The 20,679-nt window shown below is 66.4% G+C and carries 19 protein-coding genes and 1 tRNA gene; 18 read left to right on the top strand and 2 right to left on the bottom strand.

Features of this window, described 5'->3' with window-relative positions; genetic code table 11:
* The first annotated feature begins 26 nt into the window (after window positions 1–26).
* The 15 genes from ftsH to AC06E9_RS12190 all read left to right on the top strand — a co-directional run bounded on the left by ftsH (window position 27) and on the right by AC06E9_RS12190 (window position 14,874).
* Window positions 27–1,973 carry an ATP-dependent zinc metalloprotease FtsH gene (gene ftsH / locus AC06E9_RS12120; protein ID WP_183073776.1) on the top strand — a complete coding sequence of 649 codons (1,947 nt, stop codon included), beginning with the start codon at window positions 27–29 and terminating at the stop codon, window positions 1,971–1,973.
* Window positions 1,974–2,073: 100 nt separating this feature from the next.
* A complete protein-coding gene (locus tag AC06E9_RS12125) occupies window positions 2,074–2,259 on the top strand; it encodes a hypothetical protein (RefSeq protein ID WP_121041784.1) in 186 nt (61 codons plus the stop codon).
* Window positions 2,260–2,366: 107 nt separating this feature from the next.
* A complete protein-coding gene (locus tag AC06E9_RS12130) occupies window positions 2,367–2,870 on the top strand; it encodes a hypothetical protein (protein WP_152151512.1) in 504 nt (167 codons plus the stop codon).
* A 57-nt stretch (window positions 2,871–2,927) separates the two neighbouring features.
* Window positions 2,928–3,827 carry a dihydropteroate synthase gene (folP, locus tag AC06E9_RS12135; protein WP_282260815.1) on the top strand — a complete coding sequence of 300 codons (900 nt, stop codon included), beginning with the start codon at window positions 2,928–2,930 and terminating at the stop codon, window positions 3,825–3,827.
* A complete protein-coding gene (gene miaA, locus AC06E9_RS12140) occupies window positions 3,827–4,780 on the top strand; it encodes a tRNA (adenosine(37)-N6)-dimethylallyltransferase MiaA (protein ID WP_478056133.1) in 954 nt (317 codons plus the stop codon). Before folP ends, miaA begins: the two co-directional genes overlap by 1 nt.
* A gap of 107 nt (window positions 4,781–4,887) precedes the next feature.
* Window positions 4,888–5,178, top strand: coding sequence for an RNA chaperone Hfq (gene hfq / locus AC06E9_RS12145; protein WP_478056134.1), 291 nt, complete (start codon window positions 4,888–4,890; stop codon window positions 5,176–5,178).
* 26 nt (window positions 5,179–5,204) lie between these two features.
* The gene (gene hflX, locus AC06E9_RS12150) at window positions 5,205–6,515 is read left to right on the top strand and encodes a ribosome rescue GTPase HflX (protein ID WP_478056135.1); all 1,311 of its coding nucleotides are present in this window, start codon (window positions 5,205–5,207) and stop codon (window positions 6,513–6,515) included.
* Between the two features lie 135 nt (window positions 6,516–6,650).
* Window positions 6,651–7,145, top strand: a complete 495-nt coding sequence (locus AC06E9_RS12155; protein WP_019183317.1) for a CinA family protein — start codon at window positions 6,651–6,653, stop codon at window positions 7,143–7,145.
* Window positions 7,146–7,181: 36 nt separating this feature from the next.
* The gene (gene ubiB, locus AC06E9_RS12160; protein WP_478056136.1) at window positions 7,182–8,861 is read left to right on the top strand and encodes a 2-polyprenylphenol 6-hydroxylase; all 1,680 of its coding nucleotides are present in this window, start codon (window positions 7,182–7,184) and stop codon (window positions 8,859–8,861) included.
* A gap of 236 nt (window positions 8,862–9,097) precedes the next feature.
* Window positions 9,098–9,748, top strand: coding sequence for a transcriptional repressor LexA (gene lexA, locus AC06E9_RS12165; protein ID WP_121041795.1), 651 nt, complete (start codon window positions 9,098–9,100; stop codon window positions 9,746–9,748).
* A gap of 204 nt (window positions 9,749–9,952) precedes the next feature.
* Window positions 9,953–10,993: a recombinase RecA gene (recA, locus tag AC06E9_RS12170; protein ID WP_123728917.1), complete on the top strand. Its 1,041-nt coding sequence runs from the start codon at window positions 9,953–9,955 to the stop codon at window positions 10,991–10,993.
* Window positions 10,994–11,103: 110 nt separating this feature from the next.
* A complete protein-coding gene (gene recX, locus AC06E9_RS12175) occupies window positions 11,104–11,595 on the top strand; it encodes a recombination regulator RecX (RefSeq protein ID WP_123728918.1) in 492 nt (163 codons plus the stop codon).
* Window positions 11,596–11,702: 107 nt separating this feature from the next.
* Window positions 11,703–14,351: an alanine--tRNA ligase gene (alaS, locus tag AC06E9_RS12180; protein WP_282260824.1), complete on the top strand. Its 2,649-nt coding sequence runs from the start codon at window positions 11,703–11,705 to the stop codon at window positions 14,349–14,351.
* A gap of 145 nt (window positions 14,352–14,496) precedes the next feature.
* A complete protein-coding gene (gene csrA, locus AC06E9_RS12185; protein WP_019183311.1) occupies window positions 14,497–14,700 on the top strand; it encodes a carbon storage regulator CsrA in 204 nt (67 codons plus the stop codon).
* Window positions 14,701–14,781: 81 nt separating this feature from the next.
* Window positions 14,782–14,874 (top strand) — tRNA-Ser (locus AC06E9_RS12190).
* A gap of 58 nt (window positions 14,875–14,932) precedes the next feature.
* On the opposite strand, the gene AC06E9_RS12195 is transcribed toward AC06E9_RS12190, so the two are convergent.
* On the bottom strand, window positions 14,933–15,310 hold the full coding sequence (locus AC06E9_RS12195) for a VOC family protein (protein ID WP_121041803.1): 378 nt from the start codon (window positions 15,308–15,310) through the stop codon (window positions 14,933–14,935).
* A gap of 187 nt (window positions 15,311–15,497) precedes the next feature.
* Here AC06E9_RS12195 and AC06E9_RS12200 point away from each other — a divergent pair, with 187 nt between their 5' ends.
* The 3 genes from AC06E9_RS12200 (at window position 15,498) to AC06E9_RS12210 (ending at window position 19,878) form a co-directional block, all read left to right on the top strand.
* Window positions 15,498–16,178 (top strand): ankyrin repeat domain-containing protein, encoded by a 681-nt coding sequence (locus AC06E9_RS12200; protein ID WP_121041805.1) that lies wholly within the window; start codon window positions 15,498–15,500, stop codon window positions 16,176–16,178.
* Window positions 16,179–16,295: 117 nt separating this feature from the next.
* Window positions 16,296–17,444: an aldo/keto reductase gene (locus tag AC06E9_RS12205; RefSeq protein ID WP_183073777.1), complete on the top strand. Its 1,149-nt coding sequence runs from the start codon at window positions 16,296–16,298 to the stop codon at window positions 17,442–17,444.
* Between the two features lie 295 nt (window positions 17,445–17,739).
* Window positions 17,740–19,878 (top strand): TonB-dependent siderophore receptor, encoded by a 2,139-nt coding sequence (locus tag AC06E9_RS12210; RefSeq protein ID WP_478056199.1) that lies wholly within the window; start codon window positions 17,740–17,742, stop codon window positions 19,876–19,878.
* A 55-nt stretch (window positions 19,879–19,933) separates the two neighbouring features.
* On the opposite strand, the gene AC06E9_RS12215 is transcribed toward AC06E9_RS12210, so the two are convergent.
* Complete coding sequence (locus AC06E9_RS12215; protein ID WP_478056137.1) at window positions 19,934–20,635, bottom strand: pirin family protein; 702 nt, start codon at window positions 20,633–20,635, stop codon at window positions 19,934–19,936.
* Window positions 20,636–20,679 lie beyond the last annotated feature (44 nt).

Genomic DNA, 20,679 nt, shown 5'->3' on the forward strand with positions numbered 1-20,679 from the left:
TTAGAGGAACACCGGAGCCAATGAGGATGAACGACTTGACCAAGAACCTCCTGCTATGGGTGGTCGTCGCCGTCGTGCTGATGGTGGTCTTCCAGAGCTTCTCGCCGAAGAGCAGCGGAGCCGGCGCACAGGGCGCGACGTACTCGCAGTTCCTGGACCAGGTGGACAGCGGCAATGTCCAGAAGGTGACCTTCAGCGGCGACATGCGTGGCGGCACCAATCAGATTTCCTATACCACCCGTGGCGGCCAGTCGGCCACCATCACCGCCCCGTTCGATCGCGACCTGATCAACGTGCTGCGCGGCAAGAACGTGGAAATCGTCCAGGAGGAGCCCTCCAGCGGCATCTCGCTGGGCGCGATCCTGATGAACTTCCTCCCGGTGATCCTGATCATCGGCTTCTGGATCTTCATCATGCGCCAGATGCAGGGCGGTGGCGGCGGGGCCAAGGGCGCGATGTCCTTCGGCAAGTCGCGCGCCAAGCTGCAGGGCGAAGATCAGATCAAGGTCACCTTCGCCGACGTTGCCGGGTGCGACGAGGCCAAGGAAGAAGTCGGCGAACTGGTCGACTTCCTGCGCGACCCCACCAAGTTCACCAAGCTGGGCGGCAAGATTCCGCGCGGCGTGCTGATGGTGGGTCCGCCGGGTACCGGCAAGACGCTGCTGGCCCGCGCCATTGCTGGCGAGGCCAAGGTGCCGTTCTTCTCGATCTCCGGTTCGGACTTCGTGGAAATGTTCGTCGGCGTCGGCGCCAGCCGCGTGCGCGACATGTTCGAGCAGGCCAAGAAGCAGGCACCGTGCATCATCTTCATCGATGAAATCGACGCTGTCGGTCGTCACCGTGGTGCCGGTCTGGGCGGCGGTCACGACGAGCGCGAGCAGACCCTGAACCAGCTGCTGGTCGAAATGGACGGCTTCGAGGGAGGCGAGGGCGTGATCGTCATCGCCGCCACCAACCGTCCCGACGTGCTGGATCCGGCGCTGCTGCGCCCGGGCCGTTTCGACCGCCAGGTCGTGGTCGGCCTGCCGGACGTCAAGGGCCGCGAGCAGATCCTCAAGGTGCATATGCGCAAGCTGCCGCTGGCCGACGATGTCGAGCCGATGGTGATCGCGCGCGGCACCCCGGGCTTCTCCGGTGCGGACCTGGCCAACCTGGCCAACGAAGCAGCACTGTTCGCCGCGCGCGGCGGTGAGAAGGAAGTCCGCATGGACCACTTCGACCGTGCCCGCGACAAGATCCTGATGGGTGCCGAACGCCGTTCGATGGCGATGAGCGAAGAAGAAAAGACGCTCACCGCCTACCACGAAGCCGGCCACGCCATCGTCGGTCGCCTGGTGCCCGAGCACGATCCGGTCTACAAGGTCACCATCATTCCCCGCGGTCGCGCGCTGGGTGTGACGATGTACCTTCCCGAAGGCGACAAGTACTCGATGAACCGGGTGGCGATCGAATCGCAGCTGTGTTCGCTGTACGGCGGCCGCGTTGCCGAAGAACTGATCTTCGGCACCGACAAGGTCACCACCGGCGCCTCCAACGATATCGAGCGCGCCACCAAGATGGCCCGCAACATGGTCACCAAGTGGGGCCTGTCCGACGAACTCGGCCCGATCGCCTACGGTGAAGAGGACGATGAAGTGTTCCTCGGCCGTTCGGTGACGCAGCACAAGAGCGTGTCGGATGACACCGCGCGCCGCATCGACGAAGTCGTCCGCAGCATCTTGGACAAGGCGTACGCCCGTACCACCGAACTGCTGACCGCCAACCTCGACAAGCTGCACACGATGTCCCAACTGCTGCTGCAGTACGAGACCATCGATGCGCCGCAGATCAATGCCGTGATGGAAGGCCGTGATCCGCCGCCGCCGATGGGCTGGGACAAGTCCCCCAGCAACAAGGATGGCGGCAACAACAACGACAAGGGCGGCGATGCCCGTCCGGTCGCGCCGATCGCCGGTCCTGCCGAGCAGATCTGAGTGTTGCCCACGTAAGTGACGAAGGCCGGGGAAACCCGGCCTTCGTCGTTTCGGGCAGGTCATAATGACGGTCCGTTTTCGTTCCCGTTCTGGAGTCGCCATGTCCGCACCCCCGCCGCAGCCGATCTCGCACACCACTGAAATGGTGATCGCCACGATCATTGGCGTGGCCATCGGCCTGACCCGCGACAACTTCCTGCTCGGCGCCGGCGTCGGCATCGCGGTCGGTGTGCTGATGAGCATCGCCAAGACCGTGTACGTGGAGCGCAAGCGCCGCCAGCGCTGAGTGCTTGCGCGCGCCGCCGGCAGTGGGCACGATGCGCGTGCCCGCGCCGCATGCCGCGGTCGGGCATGGCCGGGGGATCGGCCGACACACTTTCCAGGGGGACTTTCATGCGTCATTCGATGCGCGTAGCGGTTGCTGCGCTGCTGTGCTGTGCCACGCCGCTCATGGCCGCCGAGATCCACGTGCAGGATCCGGTGCCGTTCAACGACGCGGCGATCATCGCCGAGAACATCAAGGCCGAGTGCCGGATGGGCGCGCAGCTGGCGACCGCGCTGGGCAAGAATGCGCCGGCGCATGGCAACACCATCGTCTTCGGCAGTGATCCGGTGAACACCGGCAGCGGACACGCGTTGAAGCTGGAACTGGTGGAGGCGCAGAGCGCCGGCAATGCGTTCACCGGCCACTTCAAGTCCGCTGCCGTGCGCGGCGTGCTGTTCGAGAACGGCCAGCAGGTGGCCACGGTCACCGCACGCCGCGTGTCGCGCGGTGGCGCGTTTGCCGGCTTCAAGGGCTCGTGCGATGTGCTCGAGCGCACGGTCAATGCGATCGGCAACGATCTGGCGATCTGGCTGGCCAAGCCGGTCGATGGGGCCCGCCTCGGCGACCTCTGACGGCCGGTCCGGTGCGCCAGCGTAAACTACGCGCTGGCGTACTTCGTGGATCTGCCCATGTTCGATATCTCCCCCCAGCTCGATTGCGGCGGCCGCCTGCTGCGGCTGGATCGCCCGCGGGTCATGGGCATCGTCAACGTCACCCCGGATTCGTTCTCCGACGGCGGTGACCACGACAGCGTGGAGGCCGCGGTCGCGCACGGCCTGCAGCTGGTGGCCGAGGGCGCCGACCTGCTCGACATCGGCGGCGAGTCGACCCGGCCCGGCAGTGCGCCGGTACCGCTGGATGAAGAACTGCGCCGGGTCATCCCGGTGATCGAGCGGCTGGCACGCGAAACCACCGTGCCGATCAGCATCGACACCTTCAAGCCCGAGGTGATGCGCGCCGCGGTCGCCGCCGGTGCCGGCCTGATCAATGACATCCATGCGTTGCGCCAGCCCGGTGCGCTGGACGCCGCCGCCGAACTCGGCGTGCCGGTGGTGCTGATGCACATGCAGGGCGAGCCCGGCAGCATGCAGGACACCCCGCACTACGATGACGTGGTCGCCGAGGTGCATCGCTTCCTGACCGAGCGCATGTTCCAGGCCGAGATGGCCGGCGTCGCCAAGAAGCACCTGATCATCGATCTGGGCTTCGGTTTCGGCAAGACCACCGAACACAACATGATCCTGCTCGCACGCTCGGGCCGTTTCCTCGAGCTGGGCGTGCCGATGCTGGCCGGCCTGTCGCGCAAGCGCAGCATCGGTGAACTGACCGGTCGTGAGCAGCCGCGTGACCGCGTGGCGGGTTCCGTCGCCGCGCACCTGATCGCTGCCCAGCGGGGTGCGATGCTGCTGCGCGTGCACGATGTCGCCGCCACCGTGGATGCGTTGAAGGTCTGGGCGGCGGTCGATGCCGTGCCGATGCCGCGGGTGTCGGCGGCCCCGGCGATGCCGCGCTGGCCGGACGAGGACTGATGGCCGTCGATCAGCGCCCGCTGGCGATCGCGGTGATGGGCCCGACCGCCTCGGGCAAGACCGCCACCGCGATCGCGCTGGCCCAGCAGCTCGACGGCGAGATCGTCAGCGTCGATTCGGCGCTGGTCTATCGCGGGCTGGATATCGGGTCGGCCAAGCCCGATGCGGCCGAGCGCGCGCAGGCGCCACACCATCTGCTCGATGTGCGCGACCCGTGGCAGACCTATTCGGCGGCGGAGTTCGCCAGCGACGCGGCGCGCGCCGTCCGCGACATCATCGCGCGCGGGCGCATGCCGATTCTGGCCGGTGGCACCGGGCTGTATTTCCGCGCCCTGCTGCAGGGCCTCTCGCCGATGCCTGAAGCCGATCCGGCGGTGCGCGCGCAGATCGCGGCCGAGGCGGCCGAGCAGGGCTGGGCGGCGATGCATGCCCAGCTCGCCGGCATCGATCCGGCAGCGGCAAAGCGTATTCATGCCACCGACCCGCAGCGTATCCAGCGGGCGCTGGAAGTCCATCGGCTGACCGGCACCCCGATCAGCGAATGGCAGAAGCTGCCCGGTGTGGACCGGCTGCCGGTGCGGGCGCTCAAACTGATCCTCGCTCCGCGCGAGCGCACGGTGCTGCACCAGCGCATCGAAACCCGTTTCGACGCGATGCTGGATCACGGCTTCCTGGATGAAGTCCGCGCCCTGCGGGCCCTGCCGGCGATGGCCGAGGTGGCCGCGCCGCTGGATCTGCCGGCCGTGCGGGCGGTGGGTTACCGTCAGGCCTGGGAGTATCTGGACGGGCAGGGCACGGCCGAGGCCTTCCGTGAGCGCGGCATCCAGGCCACCCGCCAGCTGGCCAAGCGCCAGCTGACCTGGCTGCGTGGGGAGCTTGATGCGCGCTGGTTCGATCCCCATCTAGACAGGGCTTCCCTGGCGGATGCGGTGTCGACCTTCGTCGCACGCTGAGTCCACGCCTTCACGCACCCACCCCGTGTACCATCAAGGGTTCCGGCGGGCGGCGGGGGCCGTGGCAACTGCCGGAAGACCATAAAAACAATAATCAGGAGTGTGCAATGTCCAAGGGGCAATCGCTGCAGGATCCGTTTCTGAATGCACTTCGGCGCGAACGTGTGCCGGTGTCGGTGTATCTGGTCAATGGCATCAAGCTGCAGGGGACGATTGAATCGTTCGACCAGTTCGTGGTGCTGCTGCGCAATACGGTGAGCCAGATGGTGTACAAGCACGCCATCTCGACCGTGGTGCCGGCACGCAACGTGAAGGTCGGGCCCGGGGGTGGCTATGTGCAATCCAACGATGGCGCCGATGGCGCCGATGGCGTCCAAGGTGATGACGACGTTGAGTGATCGCGTGAAAAATTCTGGAGAACTGCGTGTTTGACCGTTCCAAGCGAGGCGAACACGCACTCCTGATCCAGCCGCATGCCGGCCGGCTCGAAGACGATGTGCTGGAAGAGTTCACCGATCTGGCCCGCTCCGCCGGGGCCAGCATCGCGGCCACACTGACCGCGCGCATCGATCGGCCCAATCCGTCGATCCTGATCGGCAGCGGCAAGCTGGATGAGGTCAAGGCCGCGGCCGACGCTACCGGCGCCGACCTGATCCTGGTCAACCATGCGCTGTCGCCGGGGCAGGAGCGCAACCTGGAACGGTTCCTGGAGCGGCGCGTAATCGACCGTACCGGGCTGATCCTGGATATCTTCGCCCAACGCGCGCGCAGCCACGAAGGCAAGCTGCAGGTGGAACTGGCGCAGCTGCGCCACATGTCCACGCGGCTGATCCGCGGCTGGACCCATCTGGAGCGCCAGCGCGGCGGTTCCATCGGCCTGCGCGGCCCGGGTGAAACCCAGCTGGAAACCGATCGCCGTCTGCTGCAGAAGCGCGTGGAGCAGCTGCAGAAGAAGCTGGAAAAGGTGGAAGTGCAGCGCACCCAGATGCGCCGTGCCCGCCTGCGCAGCGAGCTGCCGCGCGTGGCGCTGGTGGGCTATACCAATGCCGGCAAGTCGACCCTGTTCAATGCGTTGACCGGCGCCGAGGCCTATGCCGCGGACCAGTTGTTCGCCACGCTGGACCCGACCGTGCGCCGCATCGCACTGCCGGGCGGCAGCGTCGTGCTCGCTGACACCGTCGGCTTCGTCCGCGACCTGCCGCATGATCTGGTGGCCGCGTTCCGTTCGACGTTGTCCGAAGCCCGCGAAGCGGACTTCCTGCTGCATCTGGTCGATGCTGCCGATCCGCACCGTGAGGAGCGCATCGCACAGGTGGATGAAGTGCTGACCGCCATCGGCGCGGGTGATCTGCCGCAGTTGCTGGTGTTCAACAAGATCGACCGCATCGACGGGGCCGAAGTACGTCACGATGGCCAGGACGGCATCCCGGACAACGCGCGCCGCGAGCGGGTCTGGATTTCCGCCCGCGACAATGTCGGCCTGCCGCTGCTGCAGTCCGTGCTGGGCAAGCGCCTGGGCCTGCAGCACGTCAGTGGCGAGCTGCGGCTGCCGCCGAGTGCCGGTCGCCTGCGTTCGCGCCTGCATCAGCTGGAAGTCGTGCGCAGCGAAACCACCGACGAAGACGGCTGGCTGCTGCAGGTCGAGATCCCGATCGCCGAGGCCGAGAAGCTGGCGGCCGGCGAGGGCGGCGAACCGATCCGCGCGATGCTCCCGGAGAAGCTTCCGGAGTGGTGAGGGGGTGCCGGCCGCTGGCCGGCTCCCATGATCCTGAGGGTGAGCGACCCTTTGTCGCACCCGGCGACACACGACATCACCCATGATTTCGGCTAAAACAGGGGGCGTTCGTCCCCCGTTGATCCAGGATTCCCCATGACCGTTCCTTCCGACGCCGAGCTGGGCGCCCTCGCCAGTGACGTGGGCCAGCGCCTGCAGCAGGCCTCGCTGCAGCTGGTCACCGCCGAGAGCTGCAGTGGCGGCTGGATCGCCAAGGCGATGACGGATATCGCCGGCTCCTCGGCGTTCTTCGATTGCGGCATGGTGGTCTACAGCTACGAAGCCAAACAACGCCTGCTCGGCGTGCGTGCACAGACGCTGGAACAGTTCGGCGCGGTCAGCCGCGAGACCGTGCTGGAAATGGTCTCCGGTGCGCTGATCAATTCCGGTGCCGGCATCGCCGTGGCGGTGACCGGCATTGCCGGCCCGGGCGGAGGCAGCGAGGACAAGCCGGTCGGCAGCGTGTGGATCGGCTGGAAGGGCCGTGGCGGCTACGCGCGTGCGCAGCTGTTCCAGTTCGATGGCGACCGCGAAGCCATACGGCGGCAGACCGTGCAGCAGGCGCTGACGGGAATCTTCCCGCTGTTGTGACATCCTGACCGGGTGTGCTGACAGGAGAGTGGGCCGATGTGGGAAACGCTGGGTACCGTGCGTGACCTGGGGCGATTGCAGGAAATCGCGTCGGTCCTGATCCGCTATGGCTTCGGCGACCTCGTGCGCCGCATCGGCCTGGCCGATGTGCTCGAGCGCGCCGGCCGCCTGCTGCACTGGAACGACACCCAGCAGATGCTGCGGATGACCGCGCCGGTGCGCGTGCGCCGCGCGATGGAAGACCTGGGCCCCACCTTCGTCAAACTCGGCCAGGTGCTGGCCACCCGCGTGGATCTGTTCCCGCCGGACTGGATCGCGGAATTTTCCGAACTGCAGAATGCCGTGCCCGCGCTGCCATATGCGCAGGTGCGTGAGCAGCTCGAACGCGATCTCGGCGCGCCGGCCACCGAGGTGTTCGCGTGGCTCGATGAAACGCCCATGGCCGCGGCCTCGCTGGCGCAGGCGCACCGCGCAACCCTGCAGGACGGCACCGCCGTGGTGCTGAAGATCCGTCGTCCGGGCATCCGCGAGGTGATCGAAGCCGACCTGCGCCTGCTGGCGCGGCTGGCCGAGATCGTGGAAGCGCGCTTGCCCGACCTGCAGCGGTATCGCCCGGCCGAGGTGGTGCAGCAGTTCCAGGTGTCGCTGCGCCGCGAGCTGGATTTTGCCGCCGAATGCCGCAATGCCGAGCGCATCGCGCGCAACTTCCAGGGCCGCGACGACATCCTGATACCCAACGTGCACTGGCAGTGGACCTGCGAGAGCCTCAACGTGCAGGACTTCGTGGACGGCATTCCCGGTCGCGATCTGGCCGGTGTCGATGCGGCCGGTCTGGACCGCGTGCTGCTGGCCCGCACCGGTGCGCGCATCGTGCTGAAGATGGTGCTGGAGGACGGCTGTTTCCACGCTGATCCGCACCCGGGCAACATCATCTACCTGCGCGACGGCCGCATCGGCGTGATCGATTTCGGCATGGTCGGCGCGATCTCCGAGCAGCGCCGCTTCCAGGTCGCCCAGCTCCTGCACGGCCTGGTCACCCAGGAGCCGGAGCAGGTGGCCGACGTGCTGCTGGACTGGGCAGGTGGCGTGGAGGTGGACGAGTCCCGGCTGCAGCAGGACATCAGCACCTTCGTGGACCAGTACCGCGGGGTGCCGCTGAAAGACCTGCACATGGGCCTGATGCTGGGCAACATCACCCAGTTGCTGCGCCAGTACGCGCTGACCCTGCCGGCCGATCTGGCGCTGATGATCAAGACCTTCCTCACCCTGGAAGGCATGGGCCGCCAGCTCGACCCGCAGTTCGACATGGCCAGCGCCGCGCGCCCGTATCTGGAGCGGGTGATGTGGCAGCGCTACTCGCCCGGCGCGATGCTCAAGCGCGGCAAGCGCAGCCTGGTCGGGGTGATGGACCTGGTCGGCGACCTGCCGCGCGACGTGCGTAGGCTGCTGCAGATGGCGCGCCGCGGCCGGCTCCAGCTCAAGATCGAAACCACCGCGCTGCAGGGCTTCGGCGACCAGGTCAACCGTGCCGCCAACCGGCTGGTCATGGGTATCGTGACCGCCGCGCTGATCATCGGCTCCTCGATCGTCATGCACAGCGTCGGCGGCATCTCCAGCCGCTGGCTGCTCGCGCTGGGCGTGGCCGGCTTCATCGGTGCCGGCTTCTGTGGCGTATGGATCCTGTTCTCGATCTGGCGCAGCGGTAAGAACCCGTAGGGTTCTAACCGCTGGGATCCGAAGGATCCCCGGAATCTCCCGCGTAAGCGGGGGATTACGTGTAGGTCCGACCGTTGGTCGGACGCCATTGCCGCGCGTTCGCGCGGTCACCGACCAACGGTCGGTGCTACAGGTGTTGCTGGCGGCTTCGGTTGGGCGTGGACCACCCTTCTTCTATCTGTTCTTCCTCTGCGGGCACTTGCGTGCCCGCATCGTTAGTAGTAATACTACTAACCATGGACCTGACCGATACCCAGCAGGCGATCCTGCAGTTGATCGCCGAGCGTATAGAGACCGATGGCGCACCGCCGTCGCAGACGGAAATCGCCCGTGCGTTCGGCTTCAAGGGCGTCCGGGCCGCCCAGTACCATCTGGAAGCGCTGGAGCAGGCCGGGGCGATCCGCCGCATCCCGGGCCAGGCCCGCGGCATCCGGCTGGTCCAGGCACCGGCGCTGCAGAACGGCCTGCCCGAATCGCTGCCCGCCTCGGCGTTGCCGGACCACGTCCTGCGCCTGCCGGTGCTGGGCCGGGTCGCGGCCGGTCTGCCGATCGGCGCGGATATCGGCTCGGACGACTTCGTGGTGCTCGACCGGGTGTTCTTCTCGCCCGCGCCGGACTACCTGCTGAAAGTGCAGGGCGACTCGATGATCGACGAAGGCATCTTCGACGGCGACCTGATCGGTGTGCACCGCACCCGCGACGCCCGCTCCGGCCAGATCGTGGTGGCCCGCATCGATGACGAGATCACGGTCAAGCTGCTGAAGATGGGCAAGGACCGGATCCGCCTGCTGCCGCGCAATCCCGATTACAAGCCGATCGAAGTGCTGCCCGACCAGGACTTCGCCATCGAAGGCCTCTATTGCGGGTTGCTGCGGCCCAACCGCTGACCCTGTTTCCCCTTGAATCACGCGCGGTCTTTTGTGGCACATCTCTGGTTTTGCTGAGGTTGGTACGGATGTCCGATAATTTTTTTCCGAACGCCGGGCAGAATCTCAGCCCGTGCGATACGCCAGCCTTAAAGTGAACCCATGGCCAAGAAGACTTCCAAAGACAGCACCTCCACCGATACGACCTCTGCAAGGACCACTCCGATGGACGAAAACAAAAAGCGCGCCCTCACCGCCGCGCTGAGCCAGATCGAAAAGCAGTTCGGCAAGGGCGCCGTGATGCGCATGGGCGACCGTGTCGTCGAGGCGGTCGAGGTCATCCCCACCGGTTCGCTGATGCTGGATATCGCTCTCGGTATCGGTGGCCTGCCCAAGGGGCGTGTCGTGGAGATCTACGGTCCGGAATCCTCGGGCAAGACCACCCTGACCCTGCAGGCGATCGCCGAATGCCAGAAGAAGGGCGGTACTGCGGCCTTCATCGATGCGGAGCACGCGCTGGATCCGATCTACGCCGCCAAGCTGGGCGTCAACGTGGACGACCTGCTGCTCTCGCAGCCCGATACCGGTGAGCAGGCGCTGGAAATCGCCGACATGCTGGTGCGCTCCAGCTCGGTGGACATCGTGGTGGTCGACTCGGTCGCCGCGCTGACCCCCAAGGCCGAAATCGAAGGCGAAATGGGCGACCAGCTGCCGGGCCTGCAGGCCCGTCTGATGAGCCAGGCGCTGCGCAAGCTGACCGGCAACATCAAGCGCTCCAACACCCTGGTGGTCTTCATCAACCAGCTGCGGCACAAGATCGGCGTCATGATGCCGGGCCAGAGCCCGGAAGTGACCACCGGCGGCAACGCGCTGAAGTTCTACGCCTCGGTCCGCCTGGACATCCGCCGTATCGGCGCGATCAAGAAGGGCGACGAGATCATCGGCAACCAGACCAAGATCAAGGTCGTCAAGAACAAGCTGGCGCCCCCGTTCAAGCAGGTCATCACCGAGATCCTGTACGGCGAAGGCATCAGCCGCGAAGGCGAACTGATCGACATGGGCGTGGAAGCCAAGCTGGTCGAGAAGGCAGGCGCCTGGTACAGCTACGGCGAAGAGCGGATCGGCCAGGGCAAGGACAACGCCCGCGGCTATCTGCGCGACAACCCGCAGATCGCCCAGCGTCTGGAAGCCGAGCTGCGCGAGAAGTTCCAGCCGGAAGAAGCCGTGCGTGAAGGCGGCGACGAGGCTGAAGACGACGCCGAGTGAGTTTCCTGCGGGGCAGGGCAGCGCCGTCAGTGACGCTCGCCCTGGCCTGCAGTTTCAAGAATCCCCGACGGGATGGCGCCAAGGACGGCGCACTGTAATGGACCGCTGCCATGCAAGACTCCGAAGCCCCCGCACCCCGGCGCAAGCGCCGTGTCCAGGAACAGACGCCGGTCCAGCGGGCGTTGGGGCTGCTGGTGCGCCGCGAACATTCGCGTAAAGAGCTGACCCGCAAACTGCAGGCCCGCGGCATCGAGAACGAAGCCGCCGAAGCTGCGGTCAGCAAGCTGGCCGAGGCCGGCTGGCAGGATGACACCCGCTTTGCCGAGAATCTGGTCCGGATCCGGGCCAACACCGGCTATGGACCGATCCACATCCGCGCCGAACTGGGCACGCATGGTCTGGACAGCGACCAGATCGCTGCGGCCATGGACACCTTCGAAGGCGATTGGACCGAGAATGCCCGCGACCTGGTCTGCCGCCGTTTTGGCGAGGCCGGCCCGCAGGAACTGCCTGCACGGCGCAAAGCCGCCGATCTTCTGGCCCGCCGGGGGTTCCCCGGCGACAGCATCCGCCAGGCCACCCGTTACGACCCGGAGGACTGAGCGGCCCGGGCCTGATACCCTTTGTGGTTTCGGCGGTCCTGCAGTTGACACCCGGCCATTGGGGCTGCGTGCCAGGGACTGACCGGCCCGCACAAAGCCAGCCCCCCATGAACGCATCCGTCAAATTCACTACCTCCCAGATCCGCAGCGATTTCCTTGAGTTCTTCAAGGGCAAAGGCCACACGATCGTGCCGTCGGCGCCGCTGGTGCCGGGCAATGATCCGACCCTGCTGTTCACCAACTCCGGCATGGTGCAGTTCAAGGACGTGTTCCTTGGCGCCGAGAAGCGCAGTTACGTGCGCGCGGCCGACGTCCAGCGTTGCCTGCGCGCCGGTGGCAAGCACAACGATCTGGATCAGGTCGGTTACACCGCGCGCCACCACACCTTCTTTGAAATGCTGGGCAACTGGTCGTTCGGCGATTACTTCAAGAAGGACGCCATCGCCTGGGCCTGGGAGCTGCTGACCCAGGTCTGGAAGCTGCCGGCCGAGCGCCTGCTGGTCACCGTGTACCAGACCGATGACGAGGCCTACGCGCTGTGGCGCGACATGGTCGGCATTCCGGAAGAGCGGATCGTGCGCATCGGCGACAACAAGGGTGCGCCGTTCGCGTCGGACAATTTCTGGCAGATGGCCGAGACCGGCCCGTGCGGCCCGTGTACCGAAATCTTCTATGACCATGGCGACCACATCGCCGGTGGTCCGCCGGGCTCGCCGGATGAAGACGGCGACCGTTTCATCGAGATCTGGAACCTGGTCTTCATGCAGTTCGACCGCCAGCCCGACGGCACCCTGGTGCCGCTGCCGGCCCCGTGCGTGGATACTGGCATGGGCCTGGAGCGCCTGGCGGCGATCCTGCAGCACGTCCACACCAATTACGAAATCGACCTGTTCCAGGCGCTGATCCGCAAGGCCAGCGAGCTGACCGGCATGGCCGATCTGGAGAACAAGTCGCTGCGCGTGATCGCCGATCACATCCGCGCCTGCTCGTTCCTGATCGTGGATGGCGTGCTGCCGTCCAACGAAGGCCGCGGCTACGTGCTGCGTCGGATCATCCGCCGCGCGCTGCGCCATGGCTGGATGCTGGGCGTGCGCCAGCCGTTCTTCAGCAAGCTGGTGCCGACGCTGGTCGAGCAGATGGGCGTGGCCTATCCGGAACTGCCGGCCCAGGTCGACACGGTTGTGCGCGCCCTGCAGGCCGAAGAAGAGCGTTTCGCGGAAACGCTGGATTCGGGCATGAAGATTTTCGACGACGTCGCGGCCAAGGTCAGCAACGGCGTGATCCCGGGCGTGGATGCGTTCCGCCTGTACGACACCTACGGCTTCCCGCTCGATCTCACCCAGGACATCGCGCGCGAGCGTGACCTGACCGTGGACATCGAGGGCTTCAACGCCGCGATGGACACCCAGCGCGAGACCGCGCGCGCGGCCGGCAAGTTCGGCGGCGGCGTGACCCTGTCGGCCGATCTGGTCGCCACGCTCAAGCCGACCGTGTTCCTCGGGTATGACCGCCTGCAGGCCGACGACCTCACCGTGGTCGCCATCCTCAAGGACGGCCGCCCGGTGGAGAGTGCCCAAGCTGGCGATGACGTCATCGTGCTGACCCACCAGACCCCGTTCTACGCCGAGTCCGGTGGCCAGGTCGGCGACAACGGCATCCTGTCCGGCGCCGGCGTCCAGGTAGAGGTCAGCGACACCCAGAAGTTCGCGGGCCAGTTCCATGGGCACGTGGGCAAGCTCACCGCGGGCAGCCTGAAGGTCGGCGATGTGCTGTCCGGTCAGGTGGATGGCCAGCGCCGTGGCGCGACCATCCTCAACCACTCGGCCACCCACCTGCTGCATGCCGCCCTGCGCGAAGTGCTGGGCACCCACGTGCAGCAGAAGGGTTCGCTGGTCGCGCCTGATCGCCTGCGCTTCGATTTCTCGCACTTCGCGCCGATCAGCGCCGAAGACCTGGCGATCATCGAGCGCAAGGTCAACGAGCAGGTGCGCGCCAACAACGCCGCTGAAGTCCACACCATGGGCATGCAGGAAGCGCTCGACTTCGGCGCGATGGCGCTGTTCGGCGAGAAGTACGGCGAGCACGTGCGCGTGCTGAAGATGGGCGACTACTCCACCGAACTGTGTGGCGGTACGCATGTGTCGCGCACCGGCGACATCGGCCTGTTCAAGATCACTGCCGAAGGCGGTGTGTCTTCGGGCGTGCGTCGTATCGAAGCAGTCACCGGGCAGGGCGCGTTGGATTACGTGGCCCATGAAGAAGCCCAGCTGAGCGAAGCGGCGGCACTGCTTGGCGGCAATGCCGGCGACGTGGTCGACAAGATCCGCCAGCTCGGCGAGCGGCAGAAGAAGCTGGAGCGCGAGCTCGAGGCGCTCAAGGCCAAGCAGGCTGCCGGTGCGACCGCCGATCTCGGTGGCGCCGCGGTCGAGGTCAACGGCATCAAGATCCTGGCCGCGCGCCTGGAAGGCTTCGATGCCAAGGCGCTGCGCGATGCGATCGACCGGCTCAAGCAGCAGCTTGGCGATGCGGTGATCGTGCTGGCCGGCACCCAGGACGGCAAAGCGGCCCTGGTCGCAGGCGTGAACGGCAGCGCAATGGGCAAGGTAAAGGCCGGGGAACTGTTGGCCCATATCGCCAGTCAGATCGGGGGCAAGGGCGGCGGCCGCCCGGACCTCGCCCAGGGTGGTGGTGAGGACGGGCCCGCCCTTGCTTCTGCACTGGCCGCCGTCGTCGACTGGGTCACCCCCCGTATCTGAACAGCCTGAAGCCTCCTGCTCCTTGATGGGTCGGGAGGCCTGACGGTACTATGGCGAATCTTTTCCCGTTGTCGTGGGGCGCTCTTGCCGGGGCGCCAAGCCGGTGGGGAAATGCCACCACCGGTTCCCCTGGAGACTTGAACAAATGTTGATCCTGACTCGCCGTGTAGGCGAAACCCTGATGATCGGTGACTCGGTCAGCGTGACCGTGCTCGGCGTCAAGGGCAACCAGGTGCGTATCGGTATCACCGCTCCGAAGGACGTGGCCGTGCACCGCGAAGAGATTTACCAGCGGATCCAGCGCGGCGATGAGCCGAATGCATCCGGAAGTGAAAATTCTTCGGATTAAGGCTTTACCTGAGGGCGCGGAAAACGTTATTATTCGCGCCCCCGCTGAGATGATTCATCGCAGCGGCGGACCAAGAACACTGGAGCGGTGCCCGAGTGGCTGAAGGGGCTCCCCTGCTAAGGGAGTATAGGGCTTAAAACTCTATCGAGGGTTCGAATCCCTCCCGCTCCGCCAGTTGTAGAAAAGGCCTTCGTACGCAAGTACGGAGGCCTTTTTCTTTGTGCGATCCGGGTCAAACGATCGACTTGCAGACCGCTTCGATCCGATGCCCATCCGGATCAATCAGGAAGGCGGCGTAGTAGTGATCGCCATAGTCCTCGCGCAGCCCCGGCGCCCCGTTGCAGGTGCCGCCAACCGCCAGTGCATCGCGGTGGAACGCATCGACTGCCTCACGGGAAGGTGCGCCGAAGGCCAGGTGGAAACCCGTGCCCGGGGGCGAGGCGTCGGCGCGCAGTTTCAGGCACAGCAGATCCGCGTCCTCGACATACCCATAGCCGATGGCCTCGTCGTCTTCGAAAACACGGCGCATGCCCAGCGCGCCGAGCGCGGCATCGTGGAAGGCGGCGGCACGCGCAAGATCGCGCACGCCCAAGGAAATGTGATGCAGCATGGTGATGTGTGTCCGTGTCGAATGTCGCGCGCAGCGTCGCATGAAACAGACGGACGGCGCGCGGGTCGGCACATTCGGATGGCGCATGCAGTCGATCCCCAATCTTCATTGGTGCCGACGCGGCGGCTCGGCTACGGTCTGGTGCAGCGGCGCCTCACCAGGCGCCCCCCGTGAAAGGAGCAGGAGCATGTCGATGGGACGGAGGTCACTGCGTGGCTGGGTGGTGGTGAGCATGCTGATGGGCATGGTCATGCCGGTCGGTGCCGCATCGTTGGAGGAGCGGCTGCACCGGGCGGCGGAAAAGGGCGACGCCGCAGCCGTGCGCACGCTGCTGGGGCAGGGTGCACAGGTGGATGCGCGCGGCGCGGCCAACGCGACCCCGTTGCTGGCCGCGACCCACCACAACCACGTGGAGGCCGCGCTTGCGCTGATCCAGGCCGGTGCCGACGTCAATGCCAAGGATGCGATCCAGGACAGCCCGTACCTGTACGCCGGGGCGCGAGGGCATCTTCAGATCCTGCGCGCGACACTGAGCGCTGGCGCCGACCTGAAGAGCACCAACCGGTACGGGGGCACTGCACTCATTCCGGCGGCCGAACGCGGGCACGTGGAGACCGTGGCGACGCTGATCGCCGCCGGCGTCGATGTGGATCATGTCAACAACTTGCAGTGGACCGCGCTGCTGGAGGCGATCATCCTGGCCGATGGTGGCCCGCGACATGTGGAGATCGTCCGTCAGCTCATCGCGGCCGGGGCCGACGTGAACCTGCCCGACGGCGAGGGCGTGAGCCCGCTGCAGCATGCACGCCAGCGCGGTTACCGCCAGATGGAGACACTGCTTCTGGCGGCGGGTGCACGCCCGGGCTGAGCGAGGCGCAACCGGAACGAACGGAGGGGTGTTGCCACTGCGTTGACGCCGCACAGGCATGCTCTGCACCGCCGCTCTGCCAGGGTGTGCGCTTCCCCCGCAGAAACAGGAGTCGCCGTGAACGCACGCCGCCACTTCCTTTCCGTTGCAGCCGCCGGCACCGCCGCGTTCGCCGCCGCCCCATTGATGGCGCAGTCGGCCGGCCCGGGCAGCGTCCTGCCCACCCGCGGCCAGGCCTCGGCGAAGCCCTTGCCGGGCAACCCCGCACAGCAGGGCAGGCGCTATCGTCCGCAGACCCGCCTGGGCCTGGGCGGTGTCGCGATCGGCAATGGGTTTGCGGCCGCGACCGATGCGCAGAGCGACGCCACCCTCGCCGCCGCCTTTGCAGCGGGCGTGCGCTATTTCGATACGTCTCCGTGGTACGGGCTTGGCCTGAGTGAGCGCCGTTACGGCCACCATCTGCACAACCATCCCGCGCGTGAGTACACGCTGTCGACCAAGGTCGGCCGCCTCCTGACGGCCACCGCCGGTGAGCTGCAGGACGTGATGTGGAAGGACCCCTCGCCGTTCCATTACCGCTACGACTACTCCGCCGACGGCACACGGCGCTCGGTGGAGGACAGCCTCAACCGGCTCGGCGTCTCGCAGCTGGACGTGGTGTTCATCCATGACCTGTCGCCGGACAACGAAAAGGACCTTGGGATGCCGTGGGAGCAGCGCTTCGCCGAGGCTGCAAAAGGCGCGATGCCGGCGCTGACGCGCATGCGCGAAGAGGGGCTGATCAAGGCCTGGGGCTTCGGGGTGAACCGCCCTGAGCCCGCCCTGCGTGCGGTCGCCGAGGCGGACCCGGACATCTTCCTGCTCGCCTGCCAGTACTCGCTGCTGGATCACGACCAAGCGCTGCATGACACGTTCCCGAAGATCGCCGCGCACGGTGCGTCGGTGGTGGTGGGTTCGCCGCTACTGGCCGGCTATCTGGCTGGGCGCGACCGGTATCTGTACGACGGCAAGGTGCCGTCGTGGGCGCCGGAAAAGCGCGCCAGGGTGCAGGCCATCTGCGATCGCCACGGGGTGGATATGCGCACGGCCGCGCTGCAGTTCGCCGATGCACCGGAGGTGGTCTCGGCCGTGATCCCGGGCGCGCGCACGCCAGAACAGGTGTTGGCCAACGTCGCCTCCCTGTCCGTGGCGGTGCCCGCGGCGTTCTGGGCCGAGCTGAAGCAGGAAAAGCTGATCGCTTCGGATGCGCCGGTGCCGCGCGGCTGAGCCGGCTCCGGGACCAGGGAATCGCTTGGCCTGATCGGCACCCCCTGAGGCTCTGATGGCGCCCCGCCTGTAGAGGGGGCGTCACCTGTCTTCAGGACGGCCCCGCTCGGTGTCATTTCCGCCATAGTCTTTCGCGATAGACCCGGATACGGCATCATGCGGCCCATTCGTTCCCTCCAGCCGCCGCCAGAGGAGTCCCTTCCTGCCTGGAGGCATTGCCGTGTCCGTCGTTCCGTTCCGTGTTGCCCCGATCCATTCGGGTCGCCGTCGTGCTGTTCCCGCGTTCTCCCCGTTGATGCAGGCGATGGCCTGCGTGCTGGGCCTTGCGCTGTCCGCCTCGGCGGTGCAGGCCGAAGAGGCGCCGGCGGGTGACGCACCTGCCAAGGACGGCGCACAGACCCTGCAGACCGTGCAGGTCACCGCCAACCAGCTCGGCACCGTGACCGAAGGCAGTGATTCCTATACGCCCGGCACGATCGCCACGGCTACCCGCCTGGTGCTCAGCCCGCGCCAGACGCCGCAGTCGATCAGCGTGATCACCCGGCAGGAAATGAACGACTTCGGCCTCAACGGCATCGATGACGTCATGAAGGTCACGCCCGGCGTGAGCATCGTCACCTACGACAGCGAGCGCACCGAGTACTACGCGCGCGGCTTTGCGGTGCAGAATTTCCAGTACGACGGTATCCCGATGGCACGTGATTCGGCCTACTCGGCGGGCAACACGCTCAGTGATATGGCCATCTATGATCGTGTGGAAGTGCTCAAGGGCGCCACCGGCCTGCTGACCGGCATGGGCGACCCGGGCGCGACCATCAACCTGGTGCGCAAGAAGCCCACCCGCGAGTTGGCCGGCAGTGCCACGCTGGGTGTCGGTTCGTGGGACAGCTACCGCGCGGAAGTCGATGTCGGCGGGCCGCTGACTGAGAGTGGGCGCGTGCGCGGCCGCGTCGTGGGCGCCTACCAGGACAAGCATTCCAACGTCGATCATTACCAGCGCAGCAATGAAGTCTTCTACGGCATCCTCGAAGCCGACCTCGGCGAGAGCACGCTGCTGACCGTCGGTGCCGATTACCAGGACAGCGACCCGGAAGGCTCCAGCTGGGGCGGCATTCCCCTGCTGGACAGTGCAGGCAACTTCAACGACATGCCGCGCTCGTTCAACAACGGCGCGCGCTGGAGCCGCTGGGGCCAGTACGCCCGCACCGGCTTCGCCACGCTGGAGCACACCTTCGGCAATGACTGGGTCGCCAAGCTGCAGCTCAACCACCAGGTCAACGGCTATGACGCCTCGCTGGGCGCGGCGGCCGGTGGCAATCCGGATCCGGTGACCGGTGAGGGCGTGAGCATGTGGCTGGGCCAGTACATCGGCAAGACCACCAGCAACGCGGCCGATCTGTACGTCAGCGGCAAGTTCGAGTGGTTCGGCCGCCAGCATGAACTGGTGGTCGGTGGCAGCGTGTCGCGCAAACGCTGGGTCAACAACGGCTACTCGCCGCAGCCGGGCTACGTGAGTGACGTCGCCAACTACTACGCCTGGACCGGCGATGTGCCCGAGCCGGACTGGCAGTGGGGCTACGGTGACAACCAGGTCACCCGCGAAAGCGGTGCCTATGTGGTGGGCCGCTTCGACCTGGCCGATCCGCTCAAGCTGATCGTCGGCAGCCGCATCGCCAACTATAAATCTCCGGATACCGACGAGAGCGGTGTGGTCGTGCCATACGCCGGCCTGGTGTACGACCTCAACCGCAACTTCTCCGTGTTCGCCAGCTACAGCACCATCTTCAAGCCGCAGGGCAACCAGGACGAACAGGGCCGGGTGCTGGATCCGTTGGAAGGGCGCAGCTACGAAGCGGGCCTGAAGGCGGAGTTCTACGACGGTCGCCTCAATGCCAGTGCGGCGGTGTTCCAGCTGGAGCAGGACAACTACGCGCAGCCGACCGGCGGCAGGACGCCAAGCGGCGGGATCGCTTATGAAGGCCTGATGGGGGTGCGCACCAAGGGCTATGAGCTGGAAGTGTCCGGTCAGCTCGCGCCGGGCTGGCAGATCCAGGGGGGCTACGCGCACAAGATCGCGCGCCAGCAGTCCACCAAGGTCTCCACGCTGGAGCCGGAGGATCAGTTCAGCGTGCACAGCAGCTATCGCCTCACCGGCGCGGCCGATGGCTGGAGCGTCGGTGGGGGTGCGCGCTGGCAGGGCAGCACGTTCGGCACCATCACCAACCCGGCCACCGGCGGTAGCCAGATCCACCGCACCGAGCCCTACTGGCTGCTCGATGCCATGGCGCGTTACCAGTTCAACGACCAGCTCTCGGCAACGCTCAACGTCAACAACCTGCTGGACAAGCACTACTACACGATCTTCAGCTGGTACAGCACCTACACCTGGGGCGAGCCGCGCAACGTGCGCCTGACCCTCAACTACAGGTTCTGATCCAAAACGAACGACACCCCGGGCAACCGGGGTGTCTGCGTTTGCGGCCGGGTGTTTACAGCGCCAGCTCGAACACGATGACTTCCGCGTCGTTGGCGTTTTCCAGCGTCAGCTGCGCCTCGTCACTGACCTGCAGCGCATCGCCGGTCTCCAGCGTGATGCCGTTGACCTGCAGCTGCCCGCGGGCCACCTGTACATAGGCGCCGCGACGCGGGGCCAGCGGCAGATGGAGGCGGTCGTCACCGTCCAGGATCGTGGCGTAGATGTTGGCGTCCTGGTGGATCAGCAGCGAGCCGTCACGGCCATCGCGCGAGGCGATCAGGCGCAGCTGGCCACGCTTGGTGTCCGGCGCGAAATGCGTTTCCTGGTAGCTCGGGGTGATGTTCTCCTGATCGGGGAACAGCCAGATCTGCAGGAAGTGCACCGCCTCGTCGGCCGAGTGGTTGAACTCGCTGTGGCTGACGCCGCTGCCGGCGCTCATGCGCTGCACATCGCCGTAGCGCAGCACCGAGCCGGTGCCCATCGAGTCCTTGTGCTCCAGCGCGCCGCCGAGCACGTAGGAGATGATCTCCATGTTGCTGTGGCTGTGCGTGCCGAAACCCTGGCCGCCCTGCACGCGGTCTTCGTTGATCACGCGCAGCGGTCCGAAGCTGGTGTAGCGCGGGTCGTAGTAATTGGCGAAGGAGAAGGTGTGCATGGAGTTCAGCCAGCCATGGTCGGCCTTGCCACGGGTGTTGCTCTTGCGGATCTGCAGCATGGGAATCTCCTCGGTGTTCGATGGTTTCGATGGCGGTCAGGGGC

The organism is Stenotrophomonas sp. Steno-Z10-BAI (assembly GCF_056393115.1).

Excerpts from the sequence above, each read along its gene's own strand:
- recA (WP_123728917.1), top strand. The coding sequence starts at position 9,953 with ATGGACGAAAACAAAAAGCGCGCCCTCACCGCCGCGCTGAGCCAGATC.
- miaA (WP_478056133.1), top strand. The coding sequence starts at position 3,827 with ATGGCCGTCGATCAGCGCCCGCTGGCGATCGCGGTGATGGGCCCGACC.
- AC06E9_RS12195 (WP_121041803.1), bottom strand. The coding sequence starts at position 15,310 with ATGCTGCATCACATTTCCTTGGGCGTGCGCGATCTTGCGCGTGCCGCC.
- AC06E9_RS12130 (WP_152151512.1), top strand. The coding sequence starts at position 2,367 with ATGCGTCATTCGATGCGCGTAGCGGTTGCTGCGCTGCTGTGCTGTGCC.
- ubiB (WP_478056136.1), top strand. The coding sequence starts at position 7,182 with ATGTGGGAAACGCTGGGTACCGTGCGTGACCTGGGGCGATTGCAGGAA.
- recX (WP_123728918.1), top strand. The coding sequence starts at position 11,104 with ATGCAAGACTCCGAAGCCCCCGCACCCCGGCGCAAGCGCCGTGTCCAG.
- AC06E9_RS12210 (WP_478056199.1), top strand. The coding sequence starts at position 17,740 with ATGCAGGCGATGGCCTGCGTGCTGGGCCTTGCGCTGTCCGCCTCGGCG.
- AC06E9_RS12125 (WP_121041784.1), top strand. The coding sequence starts at position 2,074 with ATGTCCGCACCCCCGCCGCAGCCGATCTCGCACACCACTGAAATGGTG.
- alaS (WP_282260824.1), top strand. The coding sequence starts at position 11,703 with ATGAACGCATCCGTCAAATTCACTACCTCCCAGATCCGCAGCGATTTC.
- AC06E9_RS12215 (WP_478056137.1), bottom strand. The coding sequence starts at position 20,635 with ATGCTGCAGATCCGCAAGAGCAACACCCGTGGCAAGGCCGACCATGGC.
- lexA (WP_121041795.1), top strand. The coding sequence starts at position 9,098 with ATGGACCTGACCGATACCCAGCAGGCGATCCTGCAGTTGATCGCCGAG.
- AC06E9_RS12155 (WP_019183317.1), top strand. The coding sequence starts at position 6,651 with ATGACCGTTCCTTCCGACGCCGAGCTGGGCGCCCTCGCCAGTGACGTG.
- AC06E9_RS12200 (WP_121041805.1), top strand. The coding sequence starts at position 15,498 with ATGTCGATGGGACGGAGGTCACTGCGTGGCTGGGTGGTGGTGAGCATG.
- hfq (WP_478056134.1), top strand. The coding sequence starts at position 4,888 with ATGTCCAAGGGGCAATCGCTGCAGGATCCGTTTCTGAATGCACTTCGG.
- ftsH (WP_183073776.1), top strand. The coding sequence starts at position 27 with ATGAACGACTTGACCAAGAACCTCCTGCTATGGGTGGTCGTCGCCGTC.
- folP (WP_282260815.1), top strand. The coding sequence starts at position 2,928 with ATGTTCGATATCTCCCCCCAGCTCGATTGCGGCGGCCGCCTGCTGCGG.
- csrA (WP_019183311.1), top strand. The coding sequence starts at position 14,497 with ATGTTGATCCTGACTCGCCGTGTAGGCGAAACCCTGATGATCGGTGAC.